The organism is Acinetobacter sp. YH16031, assembly GCF_013417335.1.
Lineage (GTDB): Bacteria > Pseudomonadota > Gammaproteobacteria > Pseudomonadales > Moraxellaceae > Acinetobacter.
Genome location: NZ_VPED01000042.1, coordinates 1 through 23,128, shown reverse-complemented (window position 1 = coordinate 23,128; position 23,128 = coordinate 1). Strand labels below are relative to the sequence as shown.

20 protein-coding genes and 3 pseudogenes are annotated in these 23,128 nt (G+C 41.5%); 10 read left to right on the top strand and 13 right to left on the bottom strand.

All coding sequences use genetic code 11. From position 1 onward, the window contains the following. Positions 1–603: 603 nt before the first annotated feature. The 7 genes from bioD to FTV31_RS14365 form a co-directional block, all read right to left on the bottom strand. Positions 604–1,254, bottom strand: coding sequence for a dethiobiotin synthase (gene bioD, locus FTV31_RS14395; protein WP_004783173.1), 651 nt, complete (start codon positions 1,252–1,254; stop codon positions 604–606). Beyond that, positions 1,251–2,003, bottom strand: coding sequence for a malonyl-ACP O-methyltransferase BioC (gene bioC, locus FTV31_RS14390; protein ID WP_180015513.1), 753 nt, complete (start codon positions 2,001–2,003; stop codon positions 1,251–1,253). The genes bioD and bioC overlap by 4 nt, the downstream gene beginning before the upstream one ends. Next, a complete protein-coding gene (locus tag FTV31_RS14385; protein ID WP_180015511.1) occupies positions 2,000–3,169 on the bottom strand; it encodes an 8-amino-7-oxononanoate synthase in 1,170 nt (389 codons plus the stop codon). The genes bioC and FTV31_RS14385 overlap by 4 nt, the downstream gene beginning before the upstream one ends. Further along, the gene (gene bioA / locus FTV31_RS14380; protein ID WP_180015509.1) at positions 3,166–4,446 is read right to left on the bottom strand and encodes an adenosylmethionine--8-amino-7-oxononanoate transaminase; all 1,281 of its coding nucleotides are present in this window, start codon (positions 4,444–4,446) and stop codon (positions 3,166–3,168) included. Before bioA ends, FTV31_RS14385 begins: the two co-directional genes overlap by 4 nt. Positions 4,447–4,533: 87 nt before the next feature. After that, on the bottom strand, positions 4,534–5,256 hold the full coding sequence (locus FTV31_RS14375) for an acyl-CoA thioester hydrolase/BAAT C-terminal domain-containing protein (protein ID WP_180015507.1): 723 nt from the start codon (positions 5,254–5,256) through the stop codon (positions 4,534–4,536). Between the two features lie 87 nt (positions 5,257–5,343). Next, complete coding sequence (gene bioB, locus FTV31_RS14370) at positions 5,344–6,333, bottom strand: biotin synthase BioB (protein WP_166135248.1); 990 nt, start codon at positions 6,331–6,333, stop codon at positions 5,344–5,346. A gap of 505 nt (positions 6,334–6,838) precedes the next feature. Beyond that, positions 6,839–7,321, bottom strand: a complete 483-nt coding sequence (locus tag FTV31_RS14365) for a VOC family protein (RefSeq protein WP_180015505.1) — start codon at positions 7,319–7,321, stop codon at positions 6,839–6,841. A 275-nt stretch (positions 7,322–7,596) separates the two neighbouring features. Here FTV31_RS14365 and FTV31_RS17370 point away from each other — a divergent pair. The 4 genes and pseudogenes from FTV31_RS17370 to FTV31_RS14350 form a co-directional block, all read left to right on the top strand. After that, positions 7,597–7,753, top strand: a pseudogene (locus FTV31_RS17370) (MFS transporter); the annotation flags it as partial. 503 nt (positions 7,754–8,256) lie between these two features. Further along, positions 8,257–9,318: a 4-hydroxyphenylpyruvate dioxygenase gene (hppD, locus tag FTV31_RS14360; protein ID WP_180015503.1), complete on the top strand. Its 1,062-nt coding sequence runs from the start codon at positions 8,257–8,259 to the stop codon at positions 9,316–9,318. 170 nt (positions 9,319–9,488) lie between these two features. Beyond that, complete coding sequence (locus tag FTV31_RS14355; RefSeq protein WP_180015501.1) at positions 9,489–10,904, top strand: amino acid permease; 1,416 nt, start codon at positions 9,489–9,491, stop codon at positions 10,902–10,904. A gap of 14 nt (positions 10,905–10,918) precedes the next feature. Then, positions 10,919–12,145 carry an amino acid aminotransferase gene (locus tag FTV31_RS14350; protein WP_180015499.1) on the top strand — a complete coding sequence of 409 codons (1,227 nt, stop codon included), beginning with the start codon at positions 10,919–10,921 and terminating at the stop codon, positions 12,143–12,145. A 349-nt stretch (positions 12,146–12,494) separates the two neighbouring features. Here FTV31_RS14350 and FTV31_RS14345 read toward each other — a convergent pair whose 3' ends face one another. Together FTV31_RS14345 and FTV31_RS14340 are read right to left on the bottom strand one after the other, a co-directional pair. Further along, entirely contained in the window at positions 12,495–12,926 is a 432-nt protein-coding gene (locus tag FTV31_RS14345; protein ID WP_180015497.1) for a hypothetical protein, read from the bottom strand. Between the two features lie 356 nt (positions 12,927–13,282). Continuing rightward, entirely contained in the window at positions 13,283–14,104 is an 822-nt protein-coding gene (locus tag FTV31_RS14340) for an IclR family transcriptional regulator (protein WP_051065369.1), read from the bottom strand. Between the two features lie 188 nt (positions 14,105–14,292). Between FTV31_RS14340 and fahA the strand changes: the two genes are divergently transcribed. The 5 genes from fahA to FTV31_RS14315 are packed head-to-tail and all read left to right on the top strand — an operon-like array spanning position 14,293 to position 18,204. Next, positions 14,293–15,576, top strand: a complete 1,284-nt coding sequence (gene fahA / locus FTV31_RS14335; protein WP_180015495.1) for a fumarylacetoacetase — start codon at positions 14,293–14,295, stop codon at positions 15,574–15,576. Positions 15,577–15,596: 20 nt separating this feature from the next. Continuing rightward, complete coding sequence (gene maiA, locus FTV31_RS14330) at positions 15,597–16,235, top strand: maleylacetoacetate isomerase (RefSeq protein WP_180015515.1); 639 nt, start codon at positions 15,597–15,599, stop codon at positions 16,233–16,235. A 20-nt stretch (positions 16,236–16,255) separates the two neighbouring features. Then, positions 16,256–16,831 carry a VOC family protein gene (locus FTV31_RS14325; protein WP_180015493.1) on the top strand — a complete coding sequence of 192 codons (576 nt, stop codon included), beginning with the start codon at positions 16,256–16,258 and terminating at the stop codon, positions 16,829–16,831. A gap of 21 nt (positions 16,832–16,852) precedes the next feature. Next, positions 16,853–17,554 (top strand): CoA transferase subunit A, encoded by a 702-nt coding sequence (locus FTV31_RS14320; RefSeq protein WP_180015491.1) that lies wholly within the window; start codon positions 16,853–16,855, stop codon positions 17,552–17,554. Between the two features lie 2 nt (positions 17,555–17,556). Further along, a complete protein-coding gene (locus FTV31_RS14315) occupies positions 17,557–18,204 on the top strand; it encodes a CoA transferase subunit B (RefSeq protein ID WP_180015489.1) in 648 nt (215 codons plus the stop codon). A 174-nt stretch (positions 18,205–18,378) separates the two neighbouring features. Here FTV31_RS14315 and FTV31_RS14310 read toward each other — a convergent pair whose 3' ends face one another. Further along, positions 18,379–19,386, bottom strand: coding sequence for an NAD(P)-dependent alcohol dehydrogenase (locus FTV31_RS14310; protein ID WP_180015488.1), 1,008 nt, complete (start codon positions 19,384–19,386; stop codon positions 18,379–18,381). A gap of 635 nt (positions 19,387–20,021) precedes the next feature. Here FTV31_RS14310 and FTV31_RS14300 point away from each other — a divergent pair. Further along, positions 20,022–21,147: pseudogene (locus FTV31_RS14300) on the top strand (OmpW family protein). A gap of 165 nt (positions 21,148–21,312) precedes the next feature. Here FTV31_RS14300 and FTV31_RS14295 read toward each other — a convergent pair. The 3 genes and pseudogenes from FTV31_RS14295 to FTV31_RS14285 all read right to left on the bottom strand — a co-directional run. After that, positions 21,313–21,936 (bottom strand): hypothetical protein, encoded by a 624-nt coding sequence (locus FTV31_RS14295; RefSeq protein WP_180015483.1) that lies wholly within the window; start codon positions 21,934–21,936, stop codon positions 21,313–21,315. Continuing rightward, complete coding sequence (locus tag FTV31_RS14290; protein WP_180015481.1) at positions 21,926–22,726, bottom strand: DUF6502 family protein; 801 nt, start codon at positions 22,724–22,726, stop codon at positions 21,926–21,928. The genes FTV31_RS14295 and FTV31_RS14290 overlap by 11 nt, the downstream gene beginning before the upstream one ends. 293 nt (positions 22,727–23,019) lie before the next feature. Beyond that, positions 23,020–23,128, bottom strand: a pseudogene (locus tag FTV31_RS14285) (IS5/IS1182 family transposase); the annotation flags it as partial.

Genomic DNA, 23,128 nt, shown 5'->3' with positions numbered 1-23,128 from the left:
CCTGATCCTCCAGGCTTAACTTGGGCGGTCTGCCTTTGGCAGAGACATGCTTCTGCAATTGCTCAACCATCAAATAGAAAGTTGACCATGAGATGCCTGTGTATCGCTTGAACTGAGGATCAGAAAGTTTGTTTGAATCGATGTATTTCATCCGCAGATTATGCACGAATGCTTAGAAATCCGGAGTGCAAATATTAACCAAAAAGAAGATCGTTTTTTGATTTATGAAAGAGGCCTATTCTTAATTTTTATAGATTTTTGAATATAAGAAATTAATTTTCATGTTCCAGAGCTTATTCATCTCAGGAAAAGCACAACCGCATACTTTGAACAGGAATGCGCCGAGCCACAAAAATAATATCTAAATTGAGAATTTCATCTTGTTACAGTAGCAGGATCAGACAGAGAGCTACGCTTCAACTTAAAATATTTTCTGGCAGAAAAAAGTTTAGCTGAATGACCACCCTGTCCGGATCAGGCTGGCTTTTGTTGCAATACGCTATAAATTTCACATTCTCGATAGCTCAATTCCGGTCAACAGAAACTGTTTCAGATGAATTTTCTTTATTGCATAGCGCCATACTACCAGGCTAAAACAGAAATTCAGATTTCCTGAAATACCGGAATATCTAGCCACTGTGCATTTGGAAAATCCTTTTGCAAACATTGCTGCAGATACTGAATAGTATCCTGTGCAATGACTGCATCCTGAGCATCATCGGCATGGTTAAATGCCAGCGCATACAGCTCAATCTTACGCTGCTTGAGCAGTTCCAGACTGAGCAGAGTGTGGTTGATACTGCCAAGACGACCTGAGGTCACCAGAATAACAGGAAACTGCTGTGCGGCAATATAGTCTACGGTGAGCAGGTCTTCTGTTAGTGGTACCATCAGGCCACCTGCTCCTTCCAGCAGAACACGGTCAAACTGTGCGGCCAGTTGCTGTGTGGCCTGTTCAATTTTTTGAAAATCTACTGGACGCTGGTCCAAACGTGCTGCCAGATGGGGCGATGCCGGATAGCTATAAATTTCCGGCATAGTCAGCTTTTGCTGATCTTCTGGCAGCAAGCCGCAGCCCATAATCTTGCGATGCTGTTCGATATCTTCAGACAGATCAGTGTTGCCAGTCTGGATCAACTTCTGGGTAATAGTACGAATGCCTTGCGCATTCCAGATTTTGGCCAGAAAACCAGTAGCATAGGTCTTGCCAATACCGGTATCTATACCGCTGACAAAATAGATGTTTGCGTTCATGAGCGCTTCCGTGTAATGAGATAAATCGGGTGATAGGTCAAAGGATACTTCTGGCTATCTGGTAGCTGGAATTGTTGATATTGCTCATAAAAAAGCTGTAAGGAAGATTTGCTCCAGCGGAAACCATCTGCCGTTGCCTGTACGCCAGTGGCTTTTATATGTTTCAGTACGTCGCGAGGATGTTCAAACTCCAGAATCAGGTGCTGTTCCTCCCGCATCAGGACCTCATAACCACAAGATTCCAGCAGTTCAACCATTTGTGGAAGTGAGGGATATTTCAACCCCTGCCCAGTCAATATTTTAATTTCTTTTAAATTGTCATGTGCATAGCTGGCAAAGCAGAACCAGCCAGACAGATTTAAAGCCTGATGAATTTTCACAAATAAAGCGTCCAGATGCTGCACCCATTGCAAGGCAGAACAGGACACCACCAGATCCAACGATTGTGGCAGTGGCAAAGTTTCGATATTGCCAATTCCCCAGTAAATCCGGCCATCTTCCTCAAAATGCTGTTTAACTTCTGGATAAAGGTCATTTAAAAACAACTGGTCGAAACTGTAATGCTGCATCAGCTGGCGGGTAAACAGACCTGAACCACAGCCAATTTCCAGGATACGCTGTAAATTTACCGCAATATGCGCTTGCATATACTGGACCAGTTCCATTGCTACCCGACGCTGGGCAATAGCATGCTCTTCATAGCTGGACTGTGCCTGAGCAAAGCGCTGCGCGACCTGATCAGTTTTCATCGTGGCAACTCCTGCAGAGCATTCTGCAACTGTTGCAACTGTGCCGGACTGACCTGCTGATGTAAACAGATTCGCAATCTGGAAGTGTTTTTCGGTACAGTCGGTGGACGTACTGGCAGGACATAAAAACCCTTTTGCTGTACATATTCTGCTGCAGCGACGGTTTTGGCTGCATCGCCAATAATTACCGGTACAATTTGAGAACTGGATGGACAAGCATAACCCAAGGCCTGAATGCCCTGATGACAGCGACTAGCCAGACTGGCAAGCTGTTGGCGCTCCTCCTGCATTTCTTGCATTTTCTGGAAAATAAAATGCGTCCAGGCCATACAGATTGGGGGCTGTGCAGTACTAAAAATTAGCGGACGCATGCTGTTGATCAGATATTCACGAATAAGCGGATGACAGACCAGATAGCCACCGACTGAAGCCAGTGCCTTACCAAAAGTCCCGACCAGCAGGTCAATCTGGTCTATGACCTGATACTGCTCGGCACAACCCAGCCCGCGTTCACCACGCACACCAATGGCATGGGCTTCATCCACATACAGCATCACCTTATCAAATTGCTGTTTGAGTGCCACTAATGCACCGAGATCCGTTTCATCACCATCCATACTAAAAATGGATTCAGTGACGACAATGATGCGCTGAATATTATCATCTGCCTGATACTTTACTAAAAGCTGTTGTAGATGTTCCAGATCATTATGCCGGTAGCGTACATAGCTGGCATTGGATAAACGGATACCATCAATGATGCTGGCATGTACCAGCTTGTCGGCAATAATAACGGTCTTGCTATCCGCCAATGCTGGCAGAATTCCGATATTCATATGATAGCCGCTATTAAATAACAGCACCGAACGACCAAAAGCCTGCGCCATGCTGGTCTCCAGCTGTTCATAGGCTGGGAAATTCCCAGTCAGCAGTCGCGAGGAGCTGGCACTCATCTGTCGTTCAGCAAGCGGTGTTAGGTCAAAAAATTCTTCCCGCAGCTGCAGATCGGCCGCCAGACCAAGATAATCATTGGATGCCAGATTCAGCATCTCAATCCCATTCAGCTGAAGATAAGGCTGGCTGGAAACCCCCTGTTTAAACTGGCGATACTGGCCCTGCTGTTTCAAATCATCCAGTTGCTGCTGAAAATATTCCAGATGCTTCATGCTGTTGCTCCCATTGCCTGAATCATCTCGCACATATGCACCAGTAAAGTTTTAAGTTGTTCAGCAGAAATCACAAATGGTGGCATCACATAGACCAACCGACCAAAGGGGCGAATCCATACACCACGGCGTACACATTCTGCCTGGAAGCTAGCCAGATCAACAGGTTGCTGTAGTTCCACGACTCCAATCGCGCCAAGTACGCGGATATCAGCAGCCTGTGGCAAGGCATTTAATGGCTGTAAATGGTCTTTTAATACTTGTTCAATCTGTTGCACTCTTGCCTGCCAGTCCTGTGACAATAAAAGCTGGGTGCTTTTGAGTGCCACTGCACAGGCCAGTGGATTCGCCATAAAGGTCGGGCCATGCATAAATACGCCTGCTTCACCACTGGAAATGGTTTCTGCGACATGCGCAGTCGTCAGTGTGGCTGACAAGGTCATATAACCGCCAGTCAGCGCCTTGCCCAGACACATGATATCCGGGCTAACACCCGCATGTTCACACGCAAACAGTTTGCCGCTCCGGCCAAAACCAGTCGCGATTTCATCCAGAATTAACAGGATATTGTAACGATCACACAGCTGACGTACCTGGCGCAGGTATTCTGGATGATACAGGCGCATACCACCTGCTCCCTGCACGATCGGCTCAATAATCATGGCTGCAGTCTGTTCATGCTTTTCTGCTAATAATTGTTCCAGTGGCTGGATATCATCAACTTGCCATTCACCATCAAAACGGCTTTGTGGTGCCGGAACAAAATAACGGTTCGGCAGACTAGAACCAAAAATCTGGTGCATGCCCGTGACCGGATCGCAGACTGACATGGCATTCCAGGTATCGCCATGATAACCGGAACGAGTGGTCACAAAATTGCTTTTCTGTCCCTGACCACGCGCATGCCAGTATTGCACCGCCATTTTCAAAGCCACTTCCACAGTAACCGAACCGGAATCGGCATAGAAAATCCGATCCAGTGGCTCTGGAGTAATCTCAATCAGCAATTTAGCCAGATCAATCGCCGGCTGATGGGTCAGGCCACCAAACATGACATGTGACATGGATTGCAACTGGGTCTGCACCGCCTGATTCAGCTCTGGATGGTTATAACCATGGATCGTGCACCACCAGGACGACATCCCATCAATCAGCTGTGTGCCATCTTCCAGTTCAATTACAGCACCATGTGCCGCCCTCACCTTATAACAAGGCAAAGGATGACTCATGGAAGTATAGGGATGCCAGATATGCTGCTGATCAAAAGAATCGTGCACGGAAAATAACCTAAACAATAGCGCTGTCCTGATCTTAACGGTTTAATTCTGAAATGAACATCTAGCTGACCTTTAGCGATTTTTTGATTAACGATTTTTTTGTAAAAATTGCAAGATTGGCTCAATGACCAAATTGGTATCGAACAGGACAGCATCGTGCGCAGCTGAAATTTTCACCAAGTTCAGATGATCTGCATTGAAATGTGCAATATTTTGTATAATTTTGCAGGGAACTAGCATATCGTTCTCAGAATTTATAAATAGCATCTTGCCAGGATAGCCTTTTAAGATATCTACCAAATTTAATTGTTCTAAAAGATAGAGATGAGCCTGCTGATAGGATAAATCAATATTTACCAACTGCTCTTGTAAATGTTTTGCCCGTTCTCGTGGTGCTACTGAACCCAAAGTGACCAGTGCACAAAAGCGTTTTAGAGCCTGTTGAGGTTGTAACATCACCGCATGTTTAAATTGCTCATACTGCACTTTGGGCATAGCATGAGACCAGTTTTCTTGTACCACAAAGCAGGGGTTTGACATACAGGCAATTACAGGCTTGGCGACTTGTATCTGCTGATAGATTGTATTAGCCAATAACAATGCTAACTGCCCGCCAAGTGACCAGCCAATCAGTACATCTTTATCAGCTGCAACCTGTACCTTTTCTGCCAGTATTGCTGCATTATTCGGATCAAAGATATCCCAGACTTCGATCTGATGCTGTGGCATTAACTGCTCTTCTAGCTGCTGTACAAATTCATTCAGTACCTGAGTCCCCAGTCCCCAGCCGCTGATGAGCAGAATTTTCATCAATCTTGTTCCCTATTTTTTGTCATCTATTCAATAAAAAAGGGACCAATCTCTTTCGGAATGATCCCTGATATACAGCTGCAAAATTTAAGCAGGCTGCATGGCATCCATAGCAAGCTCACGGCCGGTTTTCTTCGGTGTTTCAGCTTTTAGTCCTAGTTTGGCAAACAGGGCTTTGTCCTTGCCTTCACCACTATTCGGTGCAGTCAGTAATTTATCACCTGAGAACAGTGAGTTAGCACCTGCCATGAATGCCAGGGCCTGATCGGAATCAGATAGAGATTCACGGCCTGCAGACAGACGGATATAGCTTTTTGGCATGATGATACGTGCTACGGCAATCGTCCGGATCCAGTCAATCACATCCAGTTTTTCTACATCGGCGAGCGGTGTTCCTTCGATTGGCACCAGCATATTAATTGGCACCGATTCTGGGTGAATTGGCATGGTCGCCAGTTCAAATAATAATCCCACACGGTCCTGTTTACCTTCACCCAAGCCGACAATCCCGCCACTACATACATTAATTCCAGCTGAACGAACATGGTCTAAAGTATTTAAGCGATCGTCAAAAGTTCGGGTGCTAATGACATTCGCGTAATATTCACGCGAAGTGTCGAGGTTATGATTGTAATAATCCAGTCCAGCATCTTTTAAACGTTCTGCCTGAGAGGCATTTAACATACCTAAGGTCATGCAGGTTTCCATACCCAGCTTTTTTACTTCCTGGATTAATTCCAGCACATAAGGCATATCGCGCTCGTGCGGATTCCGCCATGCTGCGCCCATACAGAAACGGGTCGATCCTGATTCTTTCGCCTGTTTTGCTTCAGCAATGGCTTTTTGTACCTCTACCCTTTTTTCAATTTCCAGATCAGTATCGTAATGGGCAGACTGGGAACAGTATTTACAGTCTTCCGGACAACGACCGGTTTTAATAGAGAGCAAGGTGCTGACCTGTACGGTATTGGCATCAAAATACTCACGGTGAATTTGCTGTGCCTGAAATAGCAGATCCATCAGTGGTTGATCATAAAGTGCCTGAATCTCGTCACGCGTCCAGTCATTGCGAGTCATAGTCTCAACATCAATGTTAAAAAAGAATGCAGAAATAATACGCGGTTTTTTAAAAAATGGTTTAGCCTTTTCTATCAAAATTTGAGGGAATAGCGCTAATTTATAAGCTGAGCTTTTCAATCAATTACAATTTTATGCTGCAAGATTTTATGATTTAAGCTGCTTTAATCCTTATTATTTATATATAAAACTTATAAATAAAATTCTCAATTTCTGTCTTGATAAAAATTAATAATGAATTTGCAACTTACTCATTATCAAGCTCACAAAAGCCAGTAAAACCAAGCTTATGGCAGAAAATTTAGAGCCCTTGGCTCTAAACATCCAAGGGCTTTTTTATAAAAGTATTGTTTAACTCAAGCTGACAATTCATTAAAGTTTAAATCTGAGTCGGTACAAATAAAAAGCGCGAGATTTTTAAAATTTAGCTCAATCTATGTCTATTCATAAAGTGACTCGCTTCATCGGAAACATCAGATATACAAGCTGTATCAGTCCACATAACTTAACCACGAACCGCTGCCTGAATTATTGCTACATCAATTTTCTTCATTTTAAGCATGGCATCAAATACCCTTTTTGCTACTACAGGATCTGAACTGTAAGATGCTTCAAGTAAAACCATTGGGATAATCTGCCAGGAAATTCCCCATTTATCCTTACACCAGCCGCATTCACTTTCCTGCCCACTATTGTTCACAATCGCATTCCAGTATCGGTCCGTTTCTTCCTGATCTTGTGTGGCCACTTGAAAGGAAAAAGCTTCATTATGCTTAAATTCTGGTCCACCATTTAAACCAATACATGGAATACCCAGGACCGTAAAATTGACTGTAATGACATCTCTCTCTTTTCCTGACGGATAATCTCCAGGGGCAAGGACTATTGCTTCTACTGACGAGTCTGGAAAGATTTCTGCATAAAAGCGTGCAGCCTCTTCAGCATCGTGATCGTACCAAAGGCAAATGGTATTTTTTGCAATATTCATGATCTCACCTCTACTTAGAGATTAAGAGATGACGCATTTGTTTAACCCTGCTTTACGCTTTTGAGTGGCTAAACAAATTTATTTATGCGTTCTATATTCGACCTAAGCTGGCAAAAGGCCAGTTTCTTTGTTGTGTTTTTATTCTTCGAATTGTAATAGCAGGTATTTCTTGATCTGCTGCAGATTTTATAAAATGCTTTGTAGCTGTTATAAGCCACTAAAATGTCTATAAAATTGTCGATGTCCAAGTCGAAAATATGCCTTTTTTTTCATTTGCACTGATTACAGACTGCTACTTTAAAAATACCTTAATGGTCGGAAACTCCATTTCTATCGTCAATGCGATGGCTGGGGTAATTGGTGTTTTCCTAATGTATAAAGGCTGCCAGTATCTATCGTGAAAGTATAGAAGTGGAAAAACTGACAGATTAAATTCCTTCCCCACAGTAAGGCCCTCAATCATTTAAGGGTTTTTTCTTTCTTTGTGAAAAATCAATTTAAAACCAAGGTCTGGATATTTCAATTTTTCAGGTTCTTTTCCTAAAAACCTGAGCTCAGCAAGCCTTGCAAAATAGCCCGTTCAAGACGACTTAGCCTTACAAAAAGCTACATTTCCAGTGCGTTAATTTCTTGGAATTATCTAAAAAATATTTTTATGAATAACATTAATTTATGTTATAAATTACAGCAATATTTTATTAAATTATTTATTGCGTAACTAAATTACGTATTGAATAATTAAAAAGATCCAGTATGATGAGTTAAATTCCTTCTTTTTCTTGTAGGCATCAGGAATCGATGCAGTTCAGCAAGTCAAAGAAGTCAGGCAAACGGATTTGTCTTCTCAATATAAAACGGCAGTGATACCTCCGTAGAGCCTGAACAGACAGTAAAAGATGAGCAATAGGATTGCTTCTAAAAAATGAGGATGTTGTATGAATGAATTAGCCAATCCATTAGAACTATGTGGATTCGAATTTATTGAATTTGTATCTGAAGATGGCCAGCTGGATCCTGTTTTCCAAACCATCGGATTCACTAAAGTGGCGAAGCATAAATCGAAAAATGTCTATTTATGGCGCCAGGGCAATATTAATATCATTCTGAATTATCAGCCTGAATCATATGCAGCATTTTTCTATAAAGAGCACGGTCCTTCTGCTTGCGCAATGGGCTTCCGTACCAAGAATGCGGCAAAAGCTTTTCAAAAGGCGATCGAAATCGGCGCAGAACCGATTTACAGCAAAGTCGGCCCTATGGAGCTTAACATCCCTGCGATTAAAGGAATCGGTGGTTCTCCAATCTTCCTGGTCGATTGTGACATTTACCAAAATGATTTTATCTTCTTTGATAATGTTCCATCGCGTCCAGTCGGCACTGGCCTGAATGAAATCGATCATTTAACGCATAATGTTTATAAAGGTCGTATGCAGTACTGGGCAGATTTCTATGAAAAGATTTTCAACTTCCAGGAAATCCGCTACTTCGATATTAAAGGCGAATACACTGGCCTGACTTCTAAGGCACTAACAGCACCAGATGGCAAGATCCGTATTCCACTGAATGAAGATTCAGACAAAGGTAATGGCCAGATCGCTGAGTTCCTGAACGAATTCAATGGAGAAGGCATTCAGCACATTGCCTTTATCTGTGATGACCTGCTTGAAACTTGGGACAAGCTGAAAGCTTTAGGCACCAAGTTCATGACGCCACCGCCAAGCACTTATTATGAAATGCTGGATGAGCGCTTGCCGAACCATGGTGAGCCAGCGGATGAGCTGCAAAAACGCGGTATTCTGCTTGATGGCAATACCAAAGATGGTAACAAACGCCTGCTGTTACAGATTTTCTCTGAAAATATGATTGGCCCGGTGTTCTTTGAGTTTATCCAGCGCAAAGACGACGATGGTTTCGGTGAAGGTAACTTTAAGGCCTTATTTGAATCAATCGAACGTGATCAGATCAAACGTGGTGTTTTAGACATTTCTAAAGCCTGACCTTTTTAAAACCATACCGGTGTCTATGTAGTCTCATGTGCACCGGTATGGTTACCTCTGCTTCAACGTATACGCTCGTATAACACTTAAGATTCTGCATCAATGACGGCATAACAATAATAAAGCACATCATAGTTCAGCGCTTAATCTCACATGGATGATGAATAAAAATGCAGCATATTGAACAAGGAAACCTGAAAAAAGGTTTAAGTAACCGGCATATCCAGCTCATCGCACTCGGTGGTTCAATTGGTACCGGACTGTTTCTTGGAATTTCACAAACAATCAAGCTTGCCGGGCCTTCCGTCATTTTAGGTTATGCCATTGCAGGCTTGATTGCCTTCCTAATGATGCGCCAGCTCGGTGAAATGATTGTACATGAACCCGTGAGCGGTTCTTTTAGTCATTTTGCTTATAAATACTGGGGAAAATTTGCCGGATTTATGTCTGGCTGGAATTATTGGGTGCTAAATATTCTGGTATGTATGGCCGAATTAAGTGCCGTCGGCCTTTATATCCATTACTGGTGGCCTGAAATTCCGACCTGGGTCTCTGCCCTCGGCTTCTTCATTTTCATCAATGTGATTAATTTGCTTCACGTCAAATTATTCGGTGAAATGGAATTCTGGCTGGCGATCATTAAGGTCGGTGCGATTATTGCCATGATTGCGTTCGGTAGTTACCTACTTACTAGTGGCAGCGGCTACAGCCAGTCCAGTCTGGAAAATTTATGGCAACTCGGCGGCTTCTTCCCGAATGGGATTATGGGTCTGATTATGGCGATGGCCATGATCATGTTTGCTTTTGGCGGCATTGAACTGGTCGGGATCGCAGCCGCTGAAACCGATAACCCGAAAAAGACCTTACCTAAAGCAGTCAACCAGATTGTCTACCGTGTCCTGTTGTTTTATATCCTGAGCCTAGTGGTCATTCTATCGCTTTATCCTTGGAACATGATGGCGCAAGGCGGTAGTCCATTTGTGATGATTTTTGATTCTTTAGGTAGTCAAACAGTTGCTGGAGTTTTGAATTTCGTGGTGTTAACCGCAGCGGTTTCGGTATATAACAGTACTAACTACTGTACCAGCCGTATGCTGTTAGGTTTAGCCCAACAAGGTAATGCGCCGAAGTTCTTAAGCAAGATTAATCAGCGTGGCATCCCTGTCAATGCGGTCATGGTTTCAGCGTTTTTCACCTTGATGTGTGTTTTATTAAATTATCTGGTGCCGGAAAAAGCCTTTAGCATGTTGATGATGCTGGTGGTTGCTGCCATCGTGATTAACTGGCTTGTTATTTCCTATACTCATTTGAAATTCAAGACCTCAATGAATCGTACGCAGACTAAAACCGATTTTCCAAGTGTGGCTTATCCATTCACCAACTATTTATGTATCGCATTTATGGGCGGTATTCTGCTGATTATGAGCAGCACCCCGGACATGCACGTTGCTGTCATCATGATTCCGGTCTGGATTGGTATTCTCTCGGTTGCCTACTTCTTTAAGCGCAAACAGGAATCTCAGACTGCAATGTTAGACAACAGCAAAATTAGCACATTACCAGAAGCGAAATCGCTTATTGATTAGATTAGGATAGATTCATGTTTCAACATATTGATACTTATGCCGGTGATCCGATTCTCTCTTTAATGGAAGAATTCAACAAAGATCAGCGTAGTAACAAAGTCAACTTAAGCATCGGCCTGTATTACAACGAAGATAATATTGTGCCGCAGCTAGACTCAGTGCAGAAAGCCTATACTTATCTGATCCCTGACTATAATAAAGTTCGTGTTTACTTGCCGATGGATGGACTGAACAGTTTTAACCAGGCTGCGCAGGAATTAATTTTTGGAACTTCCAGCCCTGCCCGTGAGCAAGGCCGTGTGGTCACGATTCAGACTTTGGGTGGCTCAGGTGCACTAAAAGTCGGCGCAGATTTTTTAAAGAAATATTTTCCAGAATCTGAAATCTGGGTCAGCCAGCCAACTTGGGAAAACCATATTGCGATCTTTAACGGTGCGGGTATTCAAACCCATTTCTATCCTTATTATGATGCAGAGACCAATGCCGTTAATGTACCGGCGATGTTAGATTGCTTAAAACAGCTGCCACCTCAAAGTATTGTGTTACTGCATCCTTGCTGTCATAACCCGACCGGGGCAGATTTACAGCCGCATGAGTGGGATCAAGTCATTGAGGTATTAAAAGCTCAATCCTTAATTCCGTTCTTGGATATGGCTTATCAAGGTTTTGGTCAGGGTCTGGAACAAGATGCCTATGCCATTCGTGCACTTGATCAAGCTGGTATGAATTTTATCGTCAGCCATTCATTTTCCAAAATCTTCTCTTTATATGGAGAACGGATTGGTAGCTTAAGTTTTGTCTGTGATGACTCTACAAGCGCACAAAATGTTTTAGGCCAGTTAAAAGCTACAGTTCGCCGGATTTATTCGAGTCCAGCGGCCAATGGTGCCCTATTGGTCAGCCAGGTGTTAAATAATCCTGAACTGTTTCAACAATGGCAGACTGAAGTTGAAGAAATGCGCCAGCGTATTTTACGTATGCGAGGCCTACTCAAAGAAAAACTATCTCAGGCATTGCCAGAACTTGATTTCAGCTACCTGACCCAGCAACAAGGTATGTTTAGCTATACCGGCTTAACTGCTGAACAGGTCGATCTGTTAAAACAGCATTACGGTATTTATCTAGTTCGTAGTGGCCGCATGTGTACGGCTGGCCTGAACCTCAGCAATATTGATTATGTTGCCGAGTCGATGGCTGCGGTGATCAAAATGCAGAATGAAGCTGAACCACTGATCGCTTAGAAATAATTAAGTTTTTAAATGCCTTCTAGCTTGAGTGCTCGAAGGCTTTTTTATGAATGGTGATTTGATCTTTTTAAATAAAAATAGAGTCAGGTCATGTTCTTGGGCAAAATCCGTAACCACTTGGATATCTATTCTTATTTCATCTGGATACTTTTTGATTTGGAATTAATGAGATTGTATGAAACCGTGGGACATTACTTCTTTATTATTCGTGAAACATAAAAAATCATAAAAAAAGCCCAATCTAAGATGATCGAGCTTCTTATCACAATTTAAATATATGATTTATATAAATAAAAATAATTAAGTATAACGTGTATTATGTTAATTTTAGGAGATCTTAAGATTATTCTCCAATCAATTTCATATCCTTTTCATCCCACCAATGTTGAGCATAGATTTCAGGATTACTTGTAAGTATCTCATTCAAAATATCAGCTACAAATGTTAGTTGCTCTGATATATCAATTTTCTTAAAAAATCCTTTCTTAATTATTGGCCTGCAAGGATCTATGAAAACCAAAAAACCATTTTCATACTCTTGATAATGATTACATCCAACCCAAATACCTTTAAATTTTTCGTCCGCTAAGGGTATTAAATATCCCCAATCCTCATTTATGAAATCTGATACATTTAAGCCATACTTAGGAAGTTCTTCTGATAAGTATTTTGCTAATGTATGTCCCCAAATTTGTCTGTCCCACTCTTCTTTCTCTTCAGAGGTTGGAGGAAAGTGATCAGATCGAAACTCTATATGTGTTTTTAATAAGGTCATAATTTTTATTCTTTAATATTGAATTATAAAAATAAAAGTTATTATAAAAATTGTCTATATTGCGACATAATTTTTAATTTTTTTAAAATTAATTAGTTAAACCAAATTGATACTTTAATTTAAAATAAAGGCTGTTATACAAACTCTAAAGCGACCAAGAGTTAGAAATCTCTGTTCAATTTTCTGTGAAATTGCATATCATTAAAATAAGAATAAGCATTCTTATTTTACTTCATAATTAAGCCACTTTTTAATTTCTCTCTAACGATCAAATGCTGGATATAAAAAAGATCCAGTACCTCAATCAGGTCTGGATCTATGAAATGACTAAAAGTGATCTGCAATTAATGAAAGAGTTAGACAGCCACCTGTGGATTAAACAAGGCATCAATCTGCTGTTGAATCCCGAGCAGATAATCGATGGCTTGTTGCATCTGATCTGCTGGCAACTGGTCTTCGGTGCCAATACAGGTAATCACATGGTCAAGCTGTCGGCTAAAGTTATACACCGGAATCGCCACTGCATGGATGCCCGCCATCATATCACCGGTTACGGACGCATAGCCCTGCTGCAGGATTTTCTCTTTAAGTTGCAAGAATTCTTCCCAATTCGCAGGATATTGACCTGCTTTCGCGCTACTCGCCCACTCTTTTTCCAGCAGAGGCTTGATGATGTATTCTGGCTGGAGGCAAGCATGTAAACGACCAGTTGCCGATTTTAGCAAAGGCATACGCGAGCCGACCCGGGTAATAATATTAAATACATGATTGGATTCAAGCGACTGAACCACGACAGCACCATCGGCGAACCATTTGCTGACATGAATACTGCAATTTAAATGCTGCTGAATCTGCGTAATATATTTTTGGGTTAATTCCAGCATATCGGTACGCTTTAAGGCATTAACGCCAAATGCGTGAGCACGCTCACCCAGGCTATATCGCCCGTCACTGAGCTGCTGGGCATACCCTTTACGTATCAAGCTCACCACATAGCGATGCACTTTTGCAGGATGCATAGACAGGACTTCTGACAGCTCTTTTAACATCATCGGTGCATTATGTTCAGTCAATGCATCGAGTACAGTTAATCCTACTTCTAGAGACTGCACCCCTCCCTGTAATTTTTCTTCCTCAACGCTCATCGTTTCATCCTGCATATACGCATTAATTTTCATGGCTCTATAAAACCATTGTACTACTGAAATCAAAAATCTTGTTCGGCCAAATCTGATTTCAGATTCAGATCATAGCCGCATATTAACAAATTTACATTATACATAATCAAATTATTTATTGCGTAATTTAAAAATATAAGTATGATTCTGTATAGAACTTAAATTTTCCACGGAAAGGATTCATATTTATGACGACACGTTTAAAGTCATTTATCGACATCGCTCCTGATTCAGATTTCCCTTTAGAAAACTTGCCTTATGGTATTTTCAGTAATGAGCAAAACACCCAACCACGTGCTGGAGTGGCACTTGGAGAATGGGTGGTTGATCTAGCAGCATTGGAAGCAAAGGGTTATTTAAAGCTAAAAGAAGGTCAGCAATTTTTTAATCAGCCAACCTTGAATGCTTTTATTGAGTCGGGTAAAGCCAACTGGTCTAAAGTACGTACGGAATTACAAAAGTTACTCTCAGCCGATCATGCCGAATTGCGTGACAACAAAGAGCTACGTGATCAGGTTTTCTTTAAACAGTCAGACGTCACAATGCATCTGCCGGTGCATATCCCGGGCTATACCGACTTTTATTCATCGAAAGAACATGCCACCAATGTCGGCTGTATGTTTCGTGACCCGAAAAATGCATTGTTAGCCAACTGGTCAGAGCTTCCAGTCGGTTATAACGGCCGTGCCAGCTCCGTGATTGTCAGCGGAACAGAAATCGTGCGTCCATCTGGACAGATCAAATTACCGGATTCTGATCGTCCAGTATTTTCAGCATGTCGCAAACTCGACTTCGAACTGGAAACCGGCTTCATTATTGGCAAGCCAAATAACTTAGGTGAGCCCATTGCGATTAAAAATGCCTGGGATCATATTTTTGGTATGGTGCTATTCAATGACTGGTCTGCACGTGACTTGCAACAATGGGAATATGTACCGCTAGGTCCATTTAACGCCAAGACTTTTGCCTCTTCGATCTCGCCATGGATCGTAACCATGGAAGCGCTTGAACCGTTTAAAACCAGTTCACCTGCTCAAGAGCCAAAACCTCTGGCTTATCTGCGTGAAGATAACAGCAGTAATAGCTATGACATTAACCTGTCTGTTGAAATTCAGCCTGAAAATTCAGATCAGGCTGATGTCATCTGTGAAACCAACTTCAAATATATGTACTGGTCAATGGCACAGCAACTGGCTCATCACACCATTGCCGGCTGTAATGTTCAGGTCGGGGATCTAATGGGCTCAGGCACAATTTCCGGTCCTACGCCTAACTCTTATGGTTCATTACTGGAAATCACCTGGAATGCCACCAAGCCACTGACTTTGTCGAATGGTGAACAACGCACCTTCATTCAGGACGGCGACACCGTGATCATGAAAGGTCATTGTGAAAAAGAGGGTCTGCGTATCGGTTTCGGTGCTGTGAGCGGCAAAATCCTGCCAGCGATTGATTTCGGTTTTACTGAATAGTCCGGGGTGAAATCATGACCATGCAACTGTATACCTATTTTCGTAGTTCAGCCGCTTACCGGGTTCGTATTGCGCTCAACCTGAAAGGACTCGAAGCAGAACATATCCCGGTTCATCTGGTGAACAATGGCGGCGAACAGCATAGTGAAATGTTTCGTCGGGTCAATCCAGGAGAGCTGGTACCAGCGTTGATTGAAGATGATTTCACGCTGACCCAGTCGCTCAGCATGATTGAATATCTGGAAGAAAAATTTCCAGAACCTCCCCTGTTGCCTAAGGATTTGCAACAGCGTGCGCTGATTCGGGCCTTTAGTCTGAATATTGCCTGTGACATTCATCCCCTCAACAACCTGCGTGTACTTCAGTACCTCAGTAAAACCCTGAATGCCAGCGATGAACAGAAAACCGAATGGTACAGACACTGGGTCGTCACCGGCTTAAAAGCGCTTGAAGCTCAATTAACGCATTCAAATGGCCAATTCTGTTTTGGAGATCAACCGAGCCTTGCAGATTGCTGTTTGATTCCACAAGTATATAACGCCAAACGTTTCAACATCGATCTTTCGGATTTCCCGAAAATTGAATCGATTTATGCTCATTGCAACTCACTGGATGCATTTCAAAAAGCTGCACCTGAAGCGCAGCCTGATGCAGCATAAGAACATATAAGGATATAAGCATGACCATTCAAATTGAAAAAATTCACCATGTCGCCTACCGCTGTAAAGATGCCAAAGAAACCGTAGAATGGTACAAAAAAAACCTGAACATGGACTTTATCCTGGCTTTTGCTGAGGATCATGTCCCGTCTACCAAGGCTTTTGACCCATATATGCACCTGTTTTTAGATGCTGGTAATGGCAATGTTTTGGCCTTCTTTGAACTGCCCACCCAACCGGAAATGGGCCGCGATGAAAATACCCCGAAATGGGTGCAGCACATTGCCTTAAAAGTGAAGGATCGTCAGGCACTGGTTCAGGCCAAAGAGCATCTGGAAGCCAATGGCGTAGATGTACTGGGCATTACCAATCACGGCATTTTCCATTCGATTTATTTCTTTGATCCAAATGGTCACCGTCTGGAACTGGCTTATGATGATGAAAAAGCACCTCAGAAAATTGCCATGATTACCGAAGAAATGAAGTATGACATGCTGGAACAATGGAGCAAAACCAAACGCGCGCCTTCACATACCCACTTCCTGCATGCGGATGAATTAGACCATAGCGCTCGTGAAGCGAAGATGGACTCTTGAATTTTAAGAAAAGGATTTCTGATGAATAAAGTCATTGCCAATGCTCAGGAAGCTTTAGCGGATATCGTGGCAGATCATCAAACGCTCGCCGTTGGTGGGTTTGGTTTATGCGGTATTCCTGAAGCGCTCATTGAAGCTTTAAAAAATACCGGTGTCACTGGTCTGACCTGCATCTCCAATAATGCCGGTGTGGATGATTTTGGTTTGGGCAAATTGCTGCAAACCAAACAGATCAAAAAGATGATTTCTTCTTATGTCGGTGAGAACAAGGAATTTGAGCGCCAATATCTGAATGGTGAACTGGAAGTAGAGCTAACACCTCAAGGCACACTGGCAGAAAAATTACGTGCTGGCGGTGCTGGAATTCCTGCTTTCTACACTCAAACAGGCGTAGGTACCTTGGTTGCCGAAGGCAAAGAAGTCCGTGAATTTGATGGTAAAGAGTTTATTCTGGAAAAGTCATTAACCGCAGATGTGGCATTGGTTAAAGCCTATAAAGCGGATAAGGCCGGGAATCTGATCTTCCGTAAAACTGCGCGTAATTTCAATCCTGAATGTGCCATGGCCGGTAAAATCACTGTGGCTGAAGTTGAACAGGTTGTAGAGATTGGTGAACTTGATCCGGATGATATTCATCTCCCTGGAATTTATGTAAACCGAATTGTTGTCAATGCTGCACCGGAAAAGCGCATTGAACAGATGACCTTAAAGGCAGGAGCATAATCATGGCCTGGACTCGAAATGAAATGGCTCAGCGTGCGGCACAGGAACTGGAAGATGGTTTCTATGTCAATCTCGGTATTGGCTTGCCAACACTGGTTGCCAACTATATTCCAGAAAATATCAACGTCTGGCTCCAGTCTGAAAATGGCCTCTTAGGCATTGATGAATTCCCGACTGCAGAAACAGTTGATGCAGACCTGATTAATGCCGGTAAACAGACAGTCACTGCCCGCAAAGGGGCTGCCTTCTTCTCAAGTGCTGAATCCTTTGCCATGATTCGCGGGGGCCACGTGAATATTGCGATTTTAGGTGCGATGGAAGTCTCTGAAACAGGTGATCTGGCCAACTGGATGATTCCGGGCAAGAAAGTCAAAGGTATGGGCGGTGCCATGGATCTGGTAGCAGGCGTGCAGAAAGTTGTCGTTCTAATGGAGCATACGGCGAAAGACGGTTCACCGAAAATTGTTCCTCAATGTACCCTGCCGTTGACCGGTAAAGGTGTCGTCAATCGAATCATTACGGATCTCGGCGTTATGGATATTACTTCACGCGGAATGTTTCTGATAGAACTCGCTCAAGATGTCACGCTGGAGCAGATTAAAGCTGCAACTGGGGTTGAGCTGATTACAGATAGACTTAAGGCTGCCTGATTAATAATTAGTTACTTTTAATGATCTCTGTTTACTTAAGATAATGTGAATCTGATACGAGCTTTTATCTTTATTATCCTAGACAAAAAAATAGCCTTAGATCTTTCGATTTAAGGCTATTTTTAATTTAGGTAATGGTAGAAGTAAATTCCGAAGCCCATCAATTTTAAATCATCATACATCCAAACAAATTTTACCCATATGTTTGCCATCACGTTGATATTCAAAAGCTGCCCGAATCTCTTCTAGGGGGAACACTTTATCAATCATTGGATGAATGTCTGTTGCTTCCAATGCTCTGATCATATCCTGCTGTTCAGAACGGTTTCCTACCGTTACGCCTTTAATGGTCAGCTGTTTCGCCATAATCGCAGCTGTTGGCACATCTCCACTAATACCCGTAAATACACCAATCAAGGTAATGTGTCCGCCTATGCGAGAAGCTGCGATAGATTGAGCAAGCGTACCCGGTCCACCGATTTCGACCACATGGTCAACGCCCCGGTTGCCTGTCATCTCAAAGATTTTCTCGCCCCAGTTTTCTTCTTCGCGGTAATTTACAACACCCGCAACGCCCTGTTCGAGAAGCCATTTCGCTTTTTCATTTGATGAAGTCGTTGCCCACACCCTTGCACCCATCTTCAGGGCAAATTGAAGTGCAAATATTGAAACACCACCTGTTCCAAGGATTAGCACATCGTCTCCCGCTTTGATTTTTCCTTCCACCACCAGTGCACGCCATGCGGTTAATCCAGCCGTTGGTAGGGTTGCTGCTTCATGATGAGTCCAGCCTTTGGGAGCATGAGTAAACCAGTTTTCTGGTCGCACTACATATGAAGTTGCATAGCCATCAATTCCATCACCTGGCGTATAACTAAAATCAGCTTGCGGACACTCAGCTTTCACCCAGTTAGGGAAAAATAGAGATACGACATGATCCCCAACAGCAAACTCAGTCACCCCTTCGCCGATTTCTTCAACGACTCCCGCCCCGTCAGCCATCAACAGTCGACCTGGATCTGCAGGAAGAACTCCTATTGCGACGTTATAATCATGGAAATTAAGCGAGTTACTGAGAATTCGAACTCTAATCTCTCCATGACCCGGCTTTCCAGGATCGTTAATATCTGCCAATTCTATTTGATCTAAACCTGGTTTTTGACCTCGTAAAGCTGCTTTCATAAATTCGACTCTGTTTATTAAGCGATTGGTTTGCCATCTTATAACTTAGATTATAACGTTTACGTAGTTTTCTCATGAACACGAACAAAAAACGTTTACATCTTTACCCAACCCTGAGAAAAAGATCTGAATGAACTTTTAAAAACTACCTTCTATCGAATTCAAAAAATCCATTCATCTCTCAATCAGAAAGACTAAAATTTCATCAACTCAAATGCTTCAATTAAACAATTATTCATCTAAATTTTAAGATCTCACTTCCTCTAAAAATCAATTTTTCACATTCTTCCGTAAAATTTTTTGGCTATGAAATAACATGAATAATCTTGGAACAAGTAAAATTTTTTAAATCATTTCTGATTAAATTTTAATCAATTTACTCTATTTAAGGAATTTTACTCAGTAACAACTATAAAAAATGCGAAAATTTTTAAGTCTTTATTTATATCAATAAATTTGTCTAAAAATTATTTTATTTACATATATATCAATAATATGATTAAAATATAATCACATTAACTAATAATTAAAAATAACATTATGTAACTGTTTCGTAAATTTTTTAAGGTTTTTCTATTCAAAAAAAACTATAGTGGCGCAGCAGTTAGCCATCATTAAAAAAATAGGAAATGGATATGAAAACATCAAATAGTTTGGGTAAAGGAATAGTCGTAGCTGCCCTCATTGCTACTACACAAATGAGTTATGCAGAATTTAAAAGATTCTCTGTATCTACCGGATGGTTACATATCAAATCACAAGGAAATGCCAATCCGATGCGAATTAAAACTGGCGTGGAAGAAGGAAGATCTGCTCGAGTAGGAGATATTACAGGTGATACCATCCGATCAAATATTGATTACAACAAGACTGATTTAACACCAGCTGAACAAGGTCTAATTGGGACAATCACCAGACCATTTTTGAATTATCCATCAATGTTTGACTGGATGCGTGATGGTTTTTTATAACGAATTCGGGGATGATCCTGAAAAATTAAGAGATGCATTAACCAGTTTAACCGGTACGGCTGAGATTTCTGGCTTATCAAACTGGAACTCAAATGCGGGTATAGAAGTCGAAGATATTGATACTTTGGGCTTAATGCTGGACTACTATGTGAATGAAAATGTTTCTCTGCAAATGATTGGAGGCATTCCACCAAAGGTCGATTTAAAAGGTAAAGGACAAGTCTACGCACCATTTTCAGCAGTAGGTCATCCTATCGCGCCAAACCAGAACTTATATTTGAAAAATGATATTCTCATTACTGACTTAGATAAATATGATACTGCTGCTTCTGCACGTGCTTGGACACCTGCACTTGAGGCGATTTATCACTTTGGCAAACCGGGTGTTAACAAGTTCCGACCTTATATCGGTGCCGGTGTCATGTTTGCTCATTACACTGATATTAAATTAAATGGCGGCGTTAAAAATGATCTGATTGCAGCTGGCCACATGATTCAAAATATCTATGATGGTGAAGCAGGAGCAGCGCTCGAGGGTAGAGTTTCAAGTGGAGATATCCAAGTAAAAACCACCGCAGATGATGCTATTGCACCTATCGTCTCATTAGGTTTTAACTATGATTTAAACTCTAGCTGGTATGCAACTGCTTCAGTTTCTTATGCAAAATTAAATAATAAGACCGATATCACGGTGATCAATAAAAATACGGGCGAGAAACTGATTCAGGCCTCTACCAAAATTGATGTCGATCCGCTAATTTCCTATGTGGGTATAGGTTATCGTTTTTAATTTTCATCAATTCTTATTTTAATTTTTTCAAGCACTGTCCCTTCTTTCCTTTGAGGCATGCATGATTATGCCACCACACGATCCGTGTGGTTTTTTTTGCATGTCACATTTGTAAGGCTTTCATTATTTCCTATGAAAGCCTTTTTTACTATTTATCAATATGAACTACTTTTCGATATTCTGGATTTCATAAGGAATAGATAAGTTTTCACAATCTTGGCCACTTGCTTCTAAAGGTAAGAACTGGGTGCTCATGCTATGTTTCAGTACGCCTTTCGATGTGTAGTCAAACTGATACATCTGCTGGTGAATATAAACATCATTTACATTTAATGCCGCTATTTCATCTACATCACAGCTCATTACACGCATAGGTGCTTCGGCGCCAAGTTCTGCTAATTCGATTAGATAGTTGCATGAAGGATGTAAAATCGTTTTAGGCTGCTCTGATTGATTTTCCCAACGGACCTGTAAAACAAGCTGATTCACAACTTCATCAGATGGTGTAATTTCAAGTGACTGATTTTCTTCTATCACGTCCAAAGTAGTCGGATCTAGAAATTGAAGAGTACGCTTAACCCCCTGACAATCATCTGTTTTTGGTTTTGACAGCAAAATTGAGTAAGAATCCTTTAAAGGAACTCTCTCAACCACAATATCCACTCCAGAAGGCGGTTTTCCTCCGGTTCCAGTTCCGCCTTTTACGACACCTGCCGAAAACTCTTCTCCACAACCAGCCAACAATGTCGTACAGACAATAGGCAATAAAATTCTTTTTTTACGTGTCACTTTGATATATCCCTAAACAAAATGTCTGATTCGCATCAGATTTTCCTTCATCCAATTCACTACGTTCTAAAGCCAGTTTGAATAAGTCTTCAGAATATTTTTCCCATAATTCGAGTGAATGCTTTTTAAGAATTTCAACTGATTCGCTCGTCAGTTCATCTGCTCGTATACTTTCTTCTAAAAAGCTCGTTTGTTCCGGGCAAAAAATATTATGTAAACCCGCTTGCATATGGCTTTGTAAATTATCAGTCAATAGCTTGCGTATATCTTGTGAAGATTGATCCGGAATAAAACTTCTTTTTTCTAAAATGACTTGTTTTTTTTCCTGCCTGACAATTCCAAGACGGACCAATTCATTTAGCACCGATCTGGGATGCATTTCCTTTGATACCCTATGGACTAATTTTACAAATGAATCTTGATCAAGATTATGAAAAGGCAGCTGTTCTGGCCATTCTTCTGCTACCCATATCCCGACTACTCGGCCAGGAATATTCAATGCTTCTGTTTTGTCGGTATCAGTAATTAAATAGCCATCTTCAATCGCTTGTTTGAAAGTAGTGATATCTTTACGGTGCAACCCTGACAATAAGCTGATTGCGGATATGGTGGCTTTTTTCTCAAGAGTTTCCAGTTCATTCACGGCTTGTAAATAAAAAATAGGCTTTAAAGCGGCAGAAAATTCTGTATAGCCCACCCCAGAGCGAATAAGCCATTTCGTTAAATGGTTCATTAGCAACAAAACTTGCTGTAAATTAAATTCAGTATCATTTGTGGGTGAATTGCTCATAGGGTCAATATTTTCCCAACTTCCAAAATAAAAAAGTTTCTAAGGTTCCATATTTAAAGCTATTTTGATGAATCTTAGAAAGAGAAAAGAATTTATCTTAAAATTTTTCACAATAATAATGAAATTTAATAAATATCTCGACTCATAAGTTTTTCTGTTTAAATACATATCTGGAAAATTAACTTTCATTCCAGTTTTTAAAAATTATCTCTTTAATATAAAACCTATCAGCAATTATTAATCATTATTCGCCTTTAAATAATTAAGTTTTAACTATAGACCTCTTTCATAAATCATTTTTTGCTCAGTTCCAAGTTGTAGATTCCAGCGATTAAATTGAATCTCAAACCAAGCCTTTTACCTCTATTTCGATAACGCTCAGCAAGAATTTTGAAGGTTTTC